This window comes from Rhizobiaceae bacterium, assembly GCA_023953835.1.
Classification (GTDB): domain Bacteria; phylum Pseudomonadota; class Alphaproteobacteria; order Rhizobiales; family Rhizobiaceae; genus Mesorhizobium_G.
In genome coordinates this window covers 167,799-181,443 of sequence record JAMLJB010000002.1, presented here as the reverse complement: position 1 = coordinate 181,443, position 13,645 = coordinate 167,799, and the positions used below count along the sequence as shown (strand labels likewise).

The window sequence follows — 13,645 nt, the reverse complement described above, 5'->3', positions numbered from 1 at the left end:
GAGCGCGGCGGGTGAGCCGCGTGCATGGCGGCGGCCCGTAGGGGGCTGATCTGGGTTAGTAGGCGCCCTTTTTGCCGGTCCCGGCATAGGTGAACTCGTATTGGACGGTGAATGCTTCGGGCCATGCGCCTACGCCCGTCTCCTTGTCGACGTGCCGGCCGAAATGCGATGCCGCGCCGGGCGCCCCCGACGCGATCTTGTAGACGAGCCGGTACTTTCCGGCGCCCATCAGTTTTACATTGTCGCCGTAATGAGGGCCGTCACTGGCGACCATCGGCATGAAGACGCCACCTGTCTGCTCGTTATCGTCGAGTTTGGTCAACGTGTATTCAATGGCGAGATTGGGAATCCAGTCGCCTTCGGCAAAGCCGTTGACATTGTCCTGCGTGGCGTGGATGTCGGCCTCCAGATGGATGTCCGAATCCGCTGCGGGTCTCATAATATGGGCGGGCTCCATCTCGATCGGCTGCAGATAGACAGCGGCTATCTCCATCCCGTTCATCAGTTGAGGCTCGCCGATGGGATATTCCAGCGCAGACGCCCCGGAGATTCCCGCAAGCACGGCTAGGGTTGATACGAACGGAATCGATAGACGGTTCATGTCGGCTCCTGGGTCTGGCAATCGGACCTAGCGACGCTTTCGTTGCGGGTCTCGGATGTTTAGCTACCGATGATCATGGCCGACCCATCCGAACGGAGGGAGTGCCGCCTGAAGGTGGCTAAAATCATGACTTTCGAGGTCAACTTATTCGTCAAACCGGAGCGTTCTTTGCGCTAGCGCAAAGAAGATCGCTTTTGTCCCGAGGGCCTGGGATGAGGCCTTGTTCAACCGGGTGGGACACAACATCTTGAATCTGACCAAGAAAGTGGCGCGGGTTCATGAGGCTACACAGCCTGTGGTTTTCGGAGGGCGTAGCGCTGCTCAAAAACATAGATTGACAATATATCTTTTGCCAAAGATGCTGAAACCCCTGAAACAAATGTGACGTCCAACCGGATGAATTTCTCAGCAACGCATCCACGAGATTCGGCGGGGGCGTTCGAAGGCAGACGACACCGGCACGATTTCCATACCCAGGCAGATCGGCTTGCTTTGCTTGTCGAGCTGAGTGGCGGAAATCTTCTTGGCCCTCCGGGCGGCGAGCTTCTGTGGCTTTGCGACGGCCTCTGCTGCGACGGCACCCGGTGGGACCAGGAAACCTCAGACGAGAGATACTGCCTTACCCGAGGTCGGCGATGATCGGTTCGAGCCTGTCGCGTTGGACGATGGCCTTCTTCACCGGTGCGGTGATATTCCTGATCGCGGCTGAATGCCTGATGGTTGCCGGGTATGGCTTTCCGGCGATGGCGGCGGAGGCGCCGGAGACCTTGCTGCTCGTTCATACAGTGACGATCGGGTGGCTCAGCCTGCTGATGTGCGGAGCTCTGCTGCAGTTCGTCCCGGTGCTGGTCGTACAGCCACTCCGCGACGAGATTCTGGTTCTGCCAGCGCTGCTGTGTCTGCTTGCAGGCCTTACCTCGTTGTTGGCGGGGTTCCTCGGGCTCACAGGGATGCTCGACACCGATATCCCCTTCCTGCTGATCGGCGGCTGTCTGCTCCCTATCGGTTTTGGGCTGGTTCTCTGGACGCTGGGCCGCACGCTCTGGCAGGCGCGGCCATTGCCGTTGCCGGCGCGCTTCGTTGCCGTGGGTCTCACCTGCCTGGCTGCCACGTTCCTACTCGGCACATTTTTCGCGCACATCCTCTCCGGTCTGATCTCCGACGCGGTGATGATCGATTTTCGGACCAAGGTTCTTCCTGTTCACGCCGCGGCCGGTTTCGGCGGATGGCTCACCTTTACGGCGATCGGCGTGAGCTATCGGCTGCTGCCGATGTTCATGCTCGCCCCCGATGCGGAGCGAACAACCAACCACATTGTCTGGTGGAGCGGCAGCATTGCGCTTCTCTCGATCATCATGGGGGCGCCGGTGGAGTTCATTCTGGCTGGGAGCGCTCGAATTGCGAGCGTCATCGCCGGGCTGTCCGCCATGGTTGCGCTCGTCTGTTACGGCTTCGATCTGTTTTTCTTCTATCGTAATCGCAAGCGGCGGAACATCGAACTGAACAGCAAATCGGCAATCGGGGCCTTCGCTGCGCTCTATCTCTCGGCGGCGCTCCTTCTTAACCTGCTTGCGACCGGCACGTTCGCCAATCATGCGGGCGCGCTCATCTATCTCGTTGCGTTCGGCTGGCTGACAGGACTGGGGTTATCGCAGCTCTACAAGATCGTACCGTTTCTGACCTGGCTCGAATGCTACGGGCCCGTTATGGGCCGCAAGCCCACGCCGCGCGTGCAGGATTTGATGGTGGAAAGGCGCGATGGACCGTGGTTCGTGCTCTACTTCGCGGGCTTGCTGGGCGGAACGGTTGCATTGCTGGCAGATGCTCCCAACCTCTTTCGCATCACGGCAGCCATGACGCTGCTCGCGACGGCCGCAATCGTGATCGAACTGGTGCTGGCGCGCCGGCTTTTCAACGTCGCCGCCGCAGTGCGTTTTCCGGAAGGAACCACGCGGCCACATCTATTCCTGCCTGCAATTCGCAACCATTGACCAAGTTGCCTGGAGATTCCCATGACCATTCCCCACCGCGACCTCGACGTAAGGCCGATCCTGCGCGACGGCGGAGAACCGTTCAGCGCCATCATGGAAGCCGTGGCGGAACTGGCGCCCGGGCAGAGCCTGCGGTTGCTTGCGAGCTTCAAGCCGATTCCCCTGTTTCAGGTGCTTGGCGCACACGGTTTCGAACCGGTCTCTCGTGAGATCGGCGGCGGTGATTGGGAAGTCGTCTTCACGCCAGCCGCCGCGCCTGCGCCGGTTGTCGAAACCTCAGACTCGGTCGATCACGGGCTTGGCGATGATTGGCAGGTTCCCGCCCGGGAGATTGATTGCCGTGATCTCGATCCGCCTGAGCCCATGGTGAAGACGCTTGAGGGCGTCGAGGCTCTTGCCGCCGGGGAGACGCTTTCGGCGCTGTTGCCGCGCGAGCCCCTGTTCCTTTTCGAAGAACTGAAAGCAAGGGGACACGAATGGCGCGGAGGCTTCGAGCCGGAGGGGCACTATCGCATCGTCATCCGCGCCGGCTCGCGAGGGGAAAAGTAGTCATGAGCGACAAGCCAAGAGAATCTCTGGCGGAGAGCGTTCGCCAGTCGCTCCGCATGGTGATCGATCCGGAGCTTGGCGAAAACGTCGTCGACCTCGGCCTAATCTACGAGGTGTCAGTCGTCGAAGTCGGGGTGGTGCATGTGGAGATGACGACCACCACAGCCGGGTGTCCCGCAGCGGCCTATCTCAGGGACGCCGTGGGGTCCGCCGCCGGGATCGTCGAAGGGATAGAGCGTGTGGAAGTCGGGCTGACATATGACCCGCCGTGGACGCCCGAAATGATGAATGCGGATGCGAGGGCGCATCTGGGGTTTGGGAGAAAGGCGGCGGGCAGATGAGCAAACAATCAGCTGACAGGAAAACGATCATCGTCGACGGCGTCCCGTTGCCGGAAATCCTGGACGAACGGATGATCCACGACGTGGTCCATGGCTTCTATGAGGAGATTCGCAACGACGATCTTCTGGGGCCGATCTTCAATGGCGCGATCAAGCCGGAGGCGTGGCCGCGTCATCTTGGAAAGATGTGCGATTTCTGGTCGTCGACGCTGCTGCGTACGGGACGCTATGACGGCCGGCCGTTGCCCCCGCATCTGGCCATTCCCGGTTTGGGGGAATCGCATTTCCGCCGTTGGCTGATGCTCTTCCGCGTCACGGTTGACAGGCTCTGCCCACCGGATGTCGCGGCTCTCTTCATGGATCGCGCGCTGCGTATCGCCCATTCCTTCCGCCTGGCGGTCGCGTTCAGCCGGGGCGAGGACACCCTCGCGATCCAGCCCATCCTCAAGGAAAGCCTCTGATGTTGAACCGACCAGCGAATACAGCGAGGAATGGCCGATGCGGCTGACGAGTTTTTCCGACTACGCGTTGCGGATGCTGATGTACGCTGCGACGGCGGGGGATCGGCTGATTACCATCGAGGAGGCGGCGCGCGCCTTCAGCGTGTCGAAGACGCATCTGAACAAAGTCACCAACACGCTTACGCGTGGTGGATACCTCAAGGCTGTGCGCGGCCGGTCCGGAGGACTGATGCTCGGCCGCCGGCCGGAAATGATTCGCATCGGTGACGTAATCCGAATGACGGAGCCGGATTTCGCGCTGGTCGAGTGCTTCGCGACCGGAAATCAGTGCATCCTGACGAACTCCTGCAAGCTGTCCGGCATGCTCGGCGAGGCTATGGCCTCCTTCCATGAAACGCTCGATCGCTACACGCTGGCAGACATCACGCTGACGCCCGAGGATTTCTTCCCCGCACCGCTTCCGCCAAGGCGCGCAAGCGCGTCACGGCTTTTAGAATGAGACCGCTTTTCAGTTTGCTGCCGCGCAACGATCGTTTGCTTGAATGCTATGAAGATAACCGCCTTCCAGATGCGGATATCGGCTGTGAGACAGAGATTGCACGACGACATGACGATGGATGCAATGATGCGAGAATGGCCGGCCACCATCCGTGTCGTCCTCGACCATGGTTTGCTGTGCGTCGGCTGCCCCGTCGCCCCGTTTCACACCATCGCCGATGCCACGAGAGAACACGATTTGGATCGAGCCTCGCTCGCTCGCGACCTGAAGAGAGCAATCGCAGAAGAGGACACGGGCACCGGCTAGATCTTGGACGTGCGTCCATCCGCGAGCATGAGCAGTCGATGCGGCTCGGTCACGGTTACCTTCTGACGTCCGCTTTTGACCAGACCCTGTTCCTCCCACGCGGTAAGGAGCCGGCTAACCGTGTGCAATGTCGTTCCCGTCATCTCGGCGATATCCTGGCGAGAGATCGGGAAATCGATAAGAATGCCTTCGTCCGTCTTCCTGCCCGTTTGATTGACAAGTTTGAGGAGGGCGTGGGCGACGCGCCGGTCTACCTGCTCCGTCGACATTTCGATGACGCGCGTATGCGCATCCTGCAATCTGCCGCCGATCGTTCTGTAGGTGTTGGCGCCAAAATCAGGGAATGCTGCGGCGAATTCAGGCCAAAGCCGACCCGGCCAGGCAAGTACAACACAGTCGACGGCAGCGATGGCGCTCGCCGGATAGGTCGTGCGACCAAGTGCGTGAGCGATTCCCATCAACTCGCCCGGGCTGATGTAGCGCACGATCACCTGCTGGCCGTCGGGCGTGGTCTTCACCACCCGCACATGCCCGTCGAGGAGGAGGAAGAATGAATGCGCTTCTCCTTCCTGCTCGAAGACAGCTTCGTCCTTGGCAATGCGGAGCGAACGGGCCTGCCCGATCATGCGGTCGAGATCAACCGCGTCCAGGCCCTGAAATGGCGCAAGCCCGGAAATCAGCGAGCGGTCGAGACGGCTCAAGTTCACGTTCCTTCGGTCATCTTCCGGCGCCGGCCCCAGTCGGAAGCCGCAAAAGGAATGTCCCACGCACAAGACGTCACTGCAACCCTCTCGCGATGCGACCTTTTCGGCTCTCAATACGATCTGTTTGCGTTGCAGCAAAGTCATTGACGGAGGTAGGCCCTATACAAGCCCCAACGGTTGAGTCCGTCATAAGAGGAAAGGCAATATCATGAGACACAAAATCGCCATCGCGACCGCGTTCGCCTGTCTTTTGCTGGCCGGCGCCGCCCAGGCCGCCGACCATCAGGTCCAGATGCTCAACAAAGGCGATAAAGGCGCAATGGTGTTCCAGCCCGACTTCATCGTTGCCGCGCCCGGCGACACCATCACCTTCGTCCCGACTGACAAGTCGCACGACGCCGAAAGCATCAAGGGGATGCTCCCCGACGGGGCCGAACCCTTCAAGGGCAAGATGAATGAACAGATCACCGTGACCTTCGACAAGGAGGGAGTCTACGGCGTCAAATGCACGCCACACTACGGTATGGGCATGGTCGCGCTCGTCGTCGTCGGTAAGCCGGTGAATCTCGACCAGGCCAAGGCCGTCAAGCAGACAGGAAAGGCCAAGAAGTTGTTCGAGCAGTTGTTCGCTGCAGTTCCCACGAATTGACAGGCTGCAGTAACCGCATGGCGCCGGCCAGATGTCGGGTTCCCGGATCCAGGGGCCGGGAACCCCTCGGGAGACAATAATGGCAATAGCGCGCACCAGGCCGGGCAACTATCCGGCGCTTCTATCCTATGGCTTTCGACCGTTCTTCCTGTTGGGTTCGCTTTACGCCGGCTTGACGGTTCTGTTCTGGCTGCCGCTATTCTACGGCAGGCTTGAGACCGCAAGCATCTTCATGCCGATAGACTGGCACATCCATGAGATGCTGTTCGGCTATCTCGCGGCAATCGTAACAGGCTTCCTCCTGACCGCAATACCGAACTGGACGGGTCGGCTGCCCGTGCAGGGCATGCCGCTCCTTGCCTTGGTTCTCCTATGGCTTGCAGGACGGATCGCCGTCTTCTTCTCTGCAGAGACCGGCTGGCTCGCCGCCGCGGCGATCGATTGCTCGTTTCTGGCGGCGGTCGCTCTGGCGGCCGCGACCGAAATTGCGGCCGGCCGCAACTGGCGAAACCTCAAAGTGCTTGTTCCGGTGTCCGTGCTCCTCGCAGCCAACGTCCTGTTCCATGCCGAAGCACACTTTGCCGGGATTTCCGACATCAGCCGCCGGCTCGGTATCGGCGCGGCGATCACTCTTATCATGATTATTGGAGGACGGATCATTCCGAGCTTCACTCGCAACTGGCTAGTCCGGCAAAATCCGGGCCGGCTCCCGATTCCCTTCGGCCGGTTCGACACCGCGGCAATCATGCTTTCCGTCGCGGCGCTGGCGGCCTGGACGTTTCTGCCCGAGCGGATTGAAACGGGCGCGGCACTACTTGCCGCTGCACTATTCAATCTCCTCCGACTACTACGCTGGGCCGGCCACCGCACGATGCGCGATCCGCTCGTCCTTGTCTTGCATGCCGCCTATGTGTTCGTGCCTGCCGGGCTGGTGCTCGCCGGTCTTGCGATTATCGTTCCGGACAGCGTTCCGACCGCAGCCGCAATTCATGCCTTCGGTGTCGGTGCTATCGGATGCATGACGCTCGCCGTCATGACGCGCGCCACACTAGGCCACACGGGACGGGAATTGCGGGCAGATGCGGGCACCTGTCTAGTCTACACTGCAATTGTGCTGGCCGCGCTGCTGCGCATAGCGGCAGCCTTTGCGCCCACGGAAGCAGGCCTGCTGTATGGATCGGCCGGCCTGTGGGTGGGCGCATTCCTCGGATATAGCGTCCTGTTCGGCGGCATGCTGGTGCGCCCCAAACTTCGTGCGCGGCAGCCAAACGTCGCGCCTTCCTGAAGCGAGGTTCCCAAGATGGTCCTGTCGAACCGCAGTGAATACATCAATCGTCTGGAGACGATAGCCCGCGAGGCCTATGACCGTTGCCATCGAGACGACAGCTTCGACGATATGCGGCGGCGGGCGCGCTTTTCGAAGGAAGACCGAGGCCTCCTGGGCGATTGGCTCGCCTTTGCGCGACAGGAACTTCAGAGTGCCGGGAACGATCAAGCTGGCGCGCCCCGAGGCAGGAACCAGTGATGCCTCGACCGATGCGTTTCGTCTTGACCCGAACAAGCGGACTATGATCTCGCTGAATTTGCGAACGTCGTACGTTTGCGCCAGCGCAAAGACCATCTGCACCGAGGGCGATAGATATTCTCCGTAAAGAGCAATGAGGCTCAACAAGGAGACAAGAAGATGTTTACGCGACGCGAAGCACTGTTTGGCGTGGCCGGCGCGGCGGTGATTGCGACGCTGCCCGTCGGACTCGCTATGGCCCAAGCCGCAGATGTCGCAGCCCTGCCGCGCGAGAAGGTCGCGCTGGTCACCCCGCCCTTCGTCCATGCGCATGAGCAGGTCGCCACAGGCGGCCCGAAGGTCGTCGAGTTCCAGCTCATCGTGAAGGAGCAGCCGATCGTCATCGACGGCGACGGCACCACTCTGCAGGCGATGACCTATAATGGCTCGATCCCGGGGCCGATGATGGTTGTTCATGAAAACGACTATGTCGAACTGACGCTCATCAATCCTGAGACGAACGAGATGCCGCACAACGTTGATTTCCACGCGGCAACCGGTGCGCTGGGGGGTGCCGCCCTTACAAACGTCAACCCCGGCGAGCAGGCCGTCTTGCGCTTCAAGGCGACGCGCACCGGCACGTTTGTCTACCACTGCGCGCCTGCTGGTATGATCCCCTGGCACGTCGTGTCGGGTATGAGCGGAACGATCATGGTGCTGCCGCGCGACGGACTGAAGGATCATACGGGGCAACCGCTCACCTACGATACAGTCTTCTATGTCGGCGAGAGCGACTTCTACGTACCCCGCGACGAGAACGGGAATTTCAAGAACTTCGAGACACTCGGCGACAGCTATGACGAAACACTGAAGGTCATGCGAGGCTTGATACCGACGCACGTCGTGTTCAACGGCAAGGTCGGCGCGCTTACCGGCGACAACGCCCTCAAGGCCAAGGTGGGCGAGAAGGTGCTGATCGTTCATTCCCAGGCAAACCGCGACACGCGGCCCCACCTCATCGGCGGTCACGGCGACTTTGTCTGGGAGCAGGGCAAGTTCGCCAACGCACCTGACCGCGATCTCGAGACTTGGTTCGTGCGCGGCGGCTCGGCGGGAGCGGCGTTCTATACGTTCCGCCAGCCCGGCGTCTACGCCTATGTCAACCACAACCTGATCGAGGCTGCCGAGCTCGGCGCCACGGCACACATCGTGGTCGATGGAGACTGGAACGACGATCTGATGACTCAGGTCGTGGCGCCTGGTCCCATCCCGACCAATTGATCGGGCGCCGCACGCAATAGGCAATCGCTGGCGACCCGCCTTCGCCCTGAAGGCGGGCCGTCCGTGCGAGGACACAGCCATGAAACTCAAGACCCCTTCATTGCTTGCCCTGACCGCGGCGGTCGGACTTGCGGCCGCCCTCGGGCTAGGCGGTCGCGGGGCAGACCCGACCGCGAGCGTCGGGCCGATCGCTACGATCGCCATCGCGCCGGGCTCGTTCACTTTCAGGCTACCCGGCGAATATCTTCGGTCAAACCGGCCCGTCGACGCGCCGCTACGCAAGATGGATGTCCGGGCTGGCTTCGAGATCATGAAGTATCAGGTCAGCGCCGCCGACTATGCGCGCTGCGTGGCGGACGGTGCCTGCCCAGCCGCAGAGGGCCGTGCGTCGATGCCGGAGACAATGCCGGTGACCGGCGTCAACTATCGTGACGCCACCGCCTATGCAGTCTGGCTATCTGAGGCGACAGGGGAAAGCTGGCGCCTTCCGACCGACGCTGAATGGGCTTTTGCCGCGGCCGAACGATTCCCCGACGAAGCGCTTGGACTGCCAGATGACGGCACCAACCCCGCCACGCGTTGGCTCGCTCGCTACCGCAACGAGGCAGGCAAGGCGGCGCCGGATCCCGAGCCGAAACCGCTTGGATTTTTCGGCGTTAACAGCAAGGGACTTGCCGACGTCGCAGGCAATGTTTGGGACTGGACAACGACCTGCTATGCGCATGCCAGCCTCAATGCCGATGGCAGTATCGCCGAAAGCACAGAGAACTGCGGTGTGCGCGTGGTCGGTGGGCGGCATCGGGGCTACATGTCCTACTTCATCCGCGACGGCAAAAGCGGCGGTTGCGCGGCAGGCATGGCACCACATAATCTCGGCATCCGGTTGGTTCGCGACAAGCCTTCGCCGATCGCCCGACTGAGGAGCCTGCTGAACTGGACGGCAAGCTGATCTCGACCTGCCACCGGCGAAGTCGAAGCGAAGAATGGCCATTCTCCGTAGCCTGTGTACGTCAAAACCGCCGGCAATCGGTTCGCCGTCACAAATCGTTACTAAGACGCGCTGGGTGTCAGCTTTTATTCGGTGTTCCGACTTCAGTAGCCTTGGCTTGTCGACGTCTCAGTCTCCGACGCCGAAATCATCCGTACCGTCGATAAGAGGATCGGGAGCGCATTCGGTAGCCAATTGCAAGCGATTTACTATGGCAATCCTTTGGCCCTCGACCTTTATACCCGAGCGTTCAAGGCGTGATAAGGCGCGCGAAAACGACTCCCGCGTAATGCCTAGTTCGGAGGCGATGAGGTTCTTTTCGTAGGGCAGGACGACGTTGTCTAGCGTACCCTGGCGTGCGGACAGGGACAGAAGGTAGCAACCCACACGCTGGGTTGACGATCTCAGCTTGAGGTTCTTGATCTGTCGGACCATGCGCCGGAATTGCTGGGACAGGCTGCCGATCACTGCGTGCGCCAGCATGGGGTCTGTCGCAACCGCCTCTCGGAAAACCCCGGCATGGATCAGCAGGAACGTTGACGGCTCGGGTACCCGCGCCTGCATGAGATAGGGTGCTCCGGCAAGGACAGCGGCCGGAATCACGAGATCTGGTGCCCGCATGGCTTCGATCAGAACCTCGCGCCCTTCGGCAGACTGACCGAAAAGTTGAACCGATCCGCATAGTATGACGAGTTGGAAGTTTGGCTTCTCACCCTGCTCGAACAGTATCGTACCTGCTGCAACGCTGTGCCGGAGCGCGTTTCGGAGCAAATCCTCCCGTTTCGATGCGGTCAACGCTCGAAATATCGGCAAGCTGTCCAACGTCGCGTCCGCCACAGTCGTTGTATCCAATTCCCTAGTTCCTCAGCGCCTTGTCGTTGATCAGAAAGTCAGGATGTGACAATTATCACGTTCGTCTTTGATCTGGAGCAAAGTCCGACATCGCAGCGTCAGTCAAGTTGTCCGTCGACGGCACCACTCCGCCCTCTTTCGGTTTGGGCTGCTCGGCGAAGGGTAGCAATGATGCAAACGACAGCAAATCCAAAGGCTGGCCAAATCCTCGGCATGAGTACGATCGCCTTCACGGTGTGTTTCGCCGCGTGGACGATCTTCGCCATCATCGGCATCAGCATCCGGCAGGAGTTGGGCCTGAACGAGACGCAGTTCGGCCTGCTCGTCGGCACGCCGATCTTGACAGGATCGCTCATCCGAGTGGCTCTTGGCATTTGGACCGATCGCTATGGTGGCAGGCTCATCTTCACCGCGACGATGCTTGCCTCCGCCGCTGCGACCTTCCTGCTCTCTTACGCCCAAACCTATCCCCAAATGCTGCTGGCGGCGCTCGGAGTTGGCATCGCCGGAGGTTCCTTCGCGGTCGGTGTTGCTTATGTGTCGCGCTGGTATCCACCGGAAAGGCAGGGTACCGCACTCGGCATCTTTGGCGCGGGCAATGTCGGCGCCGCGGTCACCAAATTCCTTGCGCCGTTTGTGTTGGTCGCGTTCGGTTGGGAGACGGTCGCGCAAGTGTGGGCCGCGGGCTTGGCCCTCATGGCTGTCGTGTTCTGGTTGACGACCGAGGACGATCCGGTTCTCGTCGAACGCCGGCGTCTGGGGATCAAGCCGAAAAGCGCATGGCTTGAACTCGAGCCCCTGAAGAATGTTCAGATCTGGCGCTTCGCACTCTACTATTTCTTCGTTTTCGGGGCGTTCGTCGCTCTTTCATTGTGGCTGCCGCAATATTTGATCGGTGTGTATGGACTGAACATCAAGACAGCCGGCATGATCGCGGCCTTCTTCTCTGTGCCAGCCAGCCTCTTCCGCGCTTATGGGGGCCATCTTTCCGACACCTACGGTGCGCGACGGGTTCTATATTGGACTTTCCTGGTCTCGATCGCGGCGACCTTCCTGCTTTCCTATCCGCCGACTGACTACATCGTGCACGGCGCCAATGGCACGGCCTCGTTCCATATCGAGATGGGCCTTGTCGGCTTCACCGTCATCGTCTTCGTGCTCGGCTTCTTCATGGCGCTCGGAAAGGCGGCTGTCTACAAGCACATCCCGGTCTACTATCCCGACCACGTTGGCTCCGTCGGCGGCCTGGTGGGCATGATCGGCGGCCTCGGCGGCTTCGTCCTGCCGATCCTGTTCGGTCTGCTGCTGGATCTGACAGGTCTTTGGACGAGCTGCTTCATGGCGCTGTTCGTCCTCGTGAGCTGCTCGCTGATCTGGATGCATGTCTCCATTCGCCAGATGGAGCGCGGCGTGACAGGCGACGCCTTGGCCAAGCTGCCACCATTCCCGGAAATGCAGGGCATGCCGAAGCCGGTCCTCGCGCCACGTTCGGGCAAGACCGTCATTACCGACTGGCGTCCAGAGGATACGACATTCTGGCAGCAGACGGGACGCGCCATCGCCCGCCGTAATCTTTGGCTTTCGATCCCGGCGCTGCTGCTTTCCTTCGCCATATGGCAGGTCTGGTCCGTCGTCGTCGCCAAACTGCCGCTTGTCGGGTTTGCCTTTACAACCGACCAGCTCTTCTGGCTGGCGGCATTGCCCGGCATTTCGGGCGCGGTGCTGCGTGTATTCTACTCGTTCATGGTGCCGATCTTCGGCGGCCGGCTGTGGACGACCCTGACGACGTGGTCGCTGATTATTCCGGCGATCGGCATCGGTTACGCGGTGCAGAATCCGGATACGCCCTACGTCGTTCTGCTCATCCTTGCGCTGCTCTGCGGCTTCGGCGGCGGCAACTTCGCCTCCTCCATGGCCAATATCTCCTTCTTCTATCCCAAAGCCGAGAAGGGCAACGCCCTTGCACTCAATGCCGGCCTCGGCAATCTCGGTGTCAGCGTCGTCCAGTTTGTTGTGCCGCTCGCGATCACCGTCGGTCTGTTCGGCTGGCTTGGCGGCGACCCCGCGATGGTAGACGGTTCCACGGGTCCGGCGCCGCTCTGGCTGCAGAACGCCGGCTTCTTCTTTGTGCCCTTCATTGCGCTGTCGGCCTTCGCCTCCTGGTTCGGCATGAACGACATCGCCTCCGCGAAGGCATCGTTCGCCGAGCAGGCCGTCATCTTCGAGCGCAGGCACAATTGGATCATGTGCTGGCTATACACTGGCACCTTCGGCTCCTTTATCGGCTACTCCGCAGGCTTCCCACTGCTGGCAAACATGCTGTTCCCGGATGTCAATGCGCTGCAGTTCGCCTTCCTGGGGCCGCTCGTGGGCGCCCTCTCGCGGTCCGGCTCGGGCTGGCTTGCCGACAAATATGGGGGCGCGCGTGTTACATTCTGGGTCTTCATCCTGATGATGGCGGGCGTCACCGCAGTACTGTGGTTCATAAGCATCAAGGATCAGCCCGGCGCATTCTGGGGCTTCCTTTCCGCTTTCCTGCTTCTGTTCTTCGCCACCGGCGTCGGCAACGCCTCCACTTTCCAGATGATCCCGGCGATCAGCGCGAAGGAGATCGATCGGCTTATGCCCGAGGTCGACGCTGAAACGCGCAGACGGCAAGCGGAAAAGGAAGCCGCTGCGATTACCGGATTCACGTCGGCGATTGCTGCTTTCGGTGCCTTCTTCATCCCGAAAGGCTTCGGCACCTCGATCGCGGTCACGGGCGGTGTAGAGGCAGCGCTGTGGAGCTTCATGGCTTTCTATGTCAGCTGCCTCGCTATCACCTGGGCCGTCTACACGCGCAAGAATGGTCTGCTTTACGACATTGAACGCGCGAAACCCAACGTCTCGGCCCATCCGGCGGCTGCCGAGTAGTCAGGA

Annotated in this window: 14 protein-coding genes; 11 read left to right on the top strand and 3 right to left on the bottom strand. The window is 60.8% G+C overall.

Going from position 1 to position 13,645, the window contains the following annotated elements; translation table 11 throughout:
• Positions 1-55: 55 nt before the first annotated feature.
• Positions 56-601: an iron transporter gene (locus M9924_18690; GenBank protein MCO5066419.1), complete on the bottom strand. Its 546-nt coding sequence runs from the start codon at positions 599-601 to the stop codon at positions 56-58.
• A gap of 635 nt (positions 602-1,236) precedes the next feature.
• Between M9924_18690 and M9924_18685 the strand changes: the two genes are divergently transcribed.
• The 6 genes from M9924_18685 (at position 1,237) to M9924_18660 (ending at position 4,748) form a co-directional block, all read left to right on the top strand.
• On the top strand, positions 1,237-2,592 hold the full coding sequence (locus M9924_18685) for a hypothetical protein (GenBank protein MCO5066418.1): 1,356 nt from the start codon (positions 1,237-1,239) through the stop codon (positions 2,590-2,592).
• Positions 2,593-2,613: 21 nt separating this feature from the next.
• Positions 2,614-3,141, top strand: coding sequence for a DUF2249 domain-containing protein (locus tag M9924_18680; protein MCO5066417.1), 528 nt, complete (start codon positions 2,614-2,616; stop codon positions 3,139-3,141).
• A 2-nt stretch (positions 3,142-3,143) separates the two neighbouring features.
• A complete protein-coding gene (locus tag M9924_18675; protein ID MCO5066416.1) occupies positions 3,144-3,482 on the top strand; it encodes a metal-sulfur cluster assembly factor in 339 nt (112 codons plus the stop codon).
• Complete coding sequence (locus M9924_18670) at positions 3,479-3,943, top strand: group III truncated hemoglobin (GenBank protein ID MCO5066415.1); 465 nt, start codon at positions 3,479-3,481, stop codon at positions 3,941-3,943. Before M9924_18675 ends, M9924_18670 begins: the two co-directional genes overlap by 4 nt.
• 37 nt (positions 3,944-3,980) lie before the next feature.
• Entirely contained in the window at positions 3,981-4,442 is a 462-nt protein-coding gene (locus tag M9924_18665) for an Rrf2 family transcriptional regulator (GenBank protein ID MCO5066414.1), read from the top strand.
• 69 nt (positions 4,443-4,511) lie between these two features.
• Positions 4,512-4,748 (top strand): DUF1858 domain-containing protein, encoded by a 237-nt coding sequence (locus M9924_18660; protein ID MCO5066413.1) that lies wholly within the window; start codon positions 4,512-4,514, stop codon positions 4,746-4,748.
• Here M9924_18660 and M9924_18655 read toward each other — a convergent pair.
• Positions 4,745-5,449 carry a Crp/Fnr family transcriptional regulator gene (locus tag M9924_18655; GenBank protein MCO5066412.1) on the bottom strand — a complete coding sequence of 235 codons (705 nt, stop codon included), beginning with the start codon at positions 5,447-5,449 and terminating at the stop codon, positions 4,745-4,747. The genes M9924_18660 and M9924_18655 overlap by 4 nt on opposite strands.
• 211 nt (positions 5,450-5,660) lie before the next feature.
• Between M9924_18655 and M9924_18650 the strand changes: the two genes are divergently transcribed.
• The 4 genes from M9924_18650 (at position 5,661) to M9924_18635 (ending at position 9,835) form a co-directional block, all read left to right on the top strand.
• The gene (locus M9924_18650; protein MCO5066411.1) at positions 5,661-6,101 is read left to right on the top strand and encodes a pseudoazurin; all 441 of its coding nucleotides are present in this window, start codon (positions 5,661-5,663) and stop codon (positions 6,099-6,101) included.
• 79 nt (positions 6,102-6,180) lie between these two features.
• Positions 6,181-7,386 (top strand): NnrS family protein, encoded by a 1,206-nt coding sequence (locus M9924_18645; GenBank protein ID MCO5066410.1) that lies wholly within the window; start codon positions 6,181-6,183, stop codon positions 7,384-7,386.
• Between the two features lie 399 nt (positions 7,387-7,785).
• A complete protein-coding gene (gene nirK, locus M9924_18640; GenBank protein ID MCO5066409.1) occupies positions 7,786-8,886 on the top strand; it encodes a copper-containing nitrite reductase in 1,101 nt (366 codons plus the stop codon).
• 79 nt (positions 8,887-8,965) lie between these two features.
• Positions 8,966-9,835, top strand: a complete 870-nt coding sequence (locus tag M9924_18635; protein MCO5066408.1) for a formylglycine-generating enzyme family protein — start codon at positions 8,966-8,968, stop codon at positions 9,833-9,835.
• Between the two features lie 168 nt (positions 9,836-10,003).
• On the opposite strand, the gene M9924_18630 is transcribed toward M9924_18635, so the two are convergent.
• Positions 10,004-10,711, bottom strand: a complete 708-nt coding sequence (locus M9924_18630) for a helix-turn-helix domain-containing protein (GenBank protein ID MCO5066407.1) — start codon at positions 10,709-10,711, stop codon at positions 10,004-10,006.
• 228 nt (positions 10,712-10,939) lie between these two features.
• Between M9924_18630 and M9924_18625 the strand changes: the two genes are divergently transcribed.
• Positions 10,940-13,639: an MFS transporter gene (locus M9924_18625; protein MCO5066406.1), complete on the top strand. Its 2,700-nt coding sequence runs from the start codon at positions 10,940-10,942 to the stop codon at positions 13,637-13,639.
• Positions 13,640-13,645: the final 6 nt, after the last annotated feature.

Bases quoted from the DNA above. Each gene is read 5' to 3' on its own strand.
- M9924_18675 (MCO5066416.1), top strand. From the start codon at position 3,144: ATGAGCGACAAGCCAAGAGAATCTCTGGCGGAGAGCGTTCGCCAGTCG.
- M9924_18685 (MCO5066418.1), top strand. From the start codon at position 1,237: ATGATCGGTTCGAGCCTGTCGCGTTGGACGATGGCCTTCTTCACCGGT.
- M9924_18680 (MCO5066417.1), top strand. From the start codon at position 2,614: ATGACCATTCCCCACCGCGACCTCGACGTAAGGCCGATCCTGCGCGAC.
- nirK (MCO5066409.1), top strand. From the start codon at position 7,786: ATGTTTACGCGACGCGAAGCACTGTTTGGCGTGGCCGGCGCGGCGGTG.
- M9924_18660 (MCO5066413.1), top strand. From the start codon at position 4,512: ATGCGGATATCGGCTGTGAGACAGAGATTGCACGACGACATGACGATG.
- M9924_18690 (MCO5066419.1), bottom strand. From the start codon at position 601: ATGAACCGTCTATCGATTCCGTTCGTATCAACCCTAGCCGTGCTTGCG.
- M9924_18635 (MCO5066408.1), top strand. From the start codon at position 8,966: ATGAAACTCAAGACCCCTTCATTGCTTGCCCTGACCGCGGCGGTCGGA.
- M9924_18650 (MCO5066411.1), top strand. From the start codon at position 5,661: ATGAGACACAAAATCGCCATCGCGACCGCGTTCGCCTGTCTTTTGCTG.
- M9924_18645 (MCO5066410.1), top strand. From the start codon at position 6,181: ATGGCAATAGCGCGCACCAGGCCGGGCAACTATCCGGCGCTTCTATCC.
- M9924_18625 (MCO5066406.1), top strand. From the start codon at position 10,940: ATGAGTACGATCGCCTTCACGGTGTGTTTCGCCGCGTGGACGATCTTC.
- M9924_18665 (MCO5066414.1), top strand. From the start codon at position 3,981: ATGCGGCTGACGAGTTTTTCCGACTACGCGTTGCGGATGCTGATGTAC.
- M9924_18670 (MCO5066415.1), top strand. From the start codon at position 3,479: ATGAGCAAACAATCAGCTGACAGGAAAACGATCATCGTCGACGGCGTC.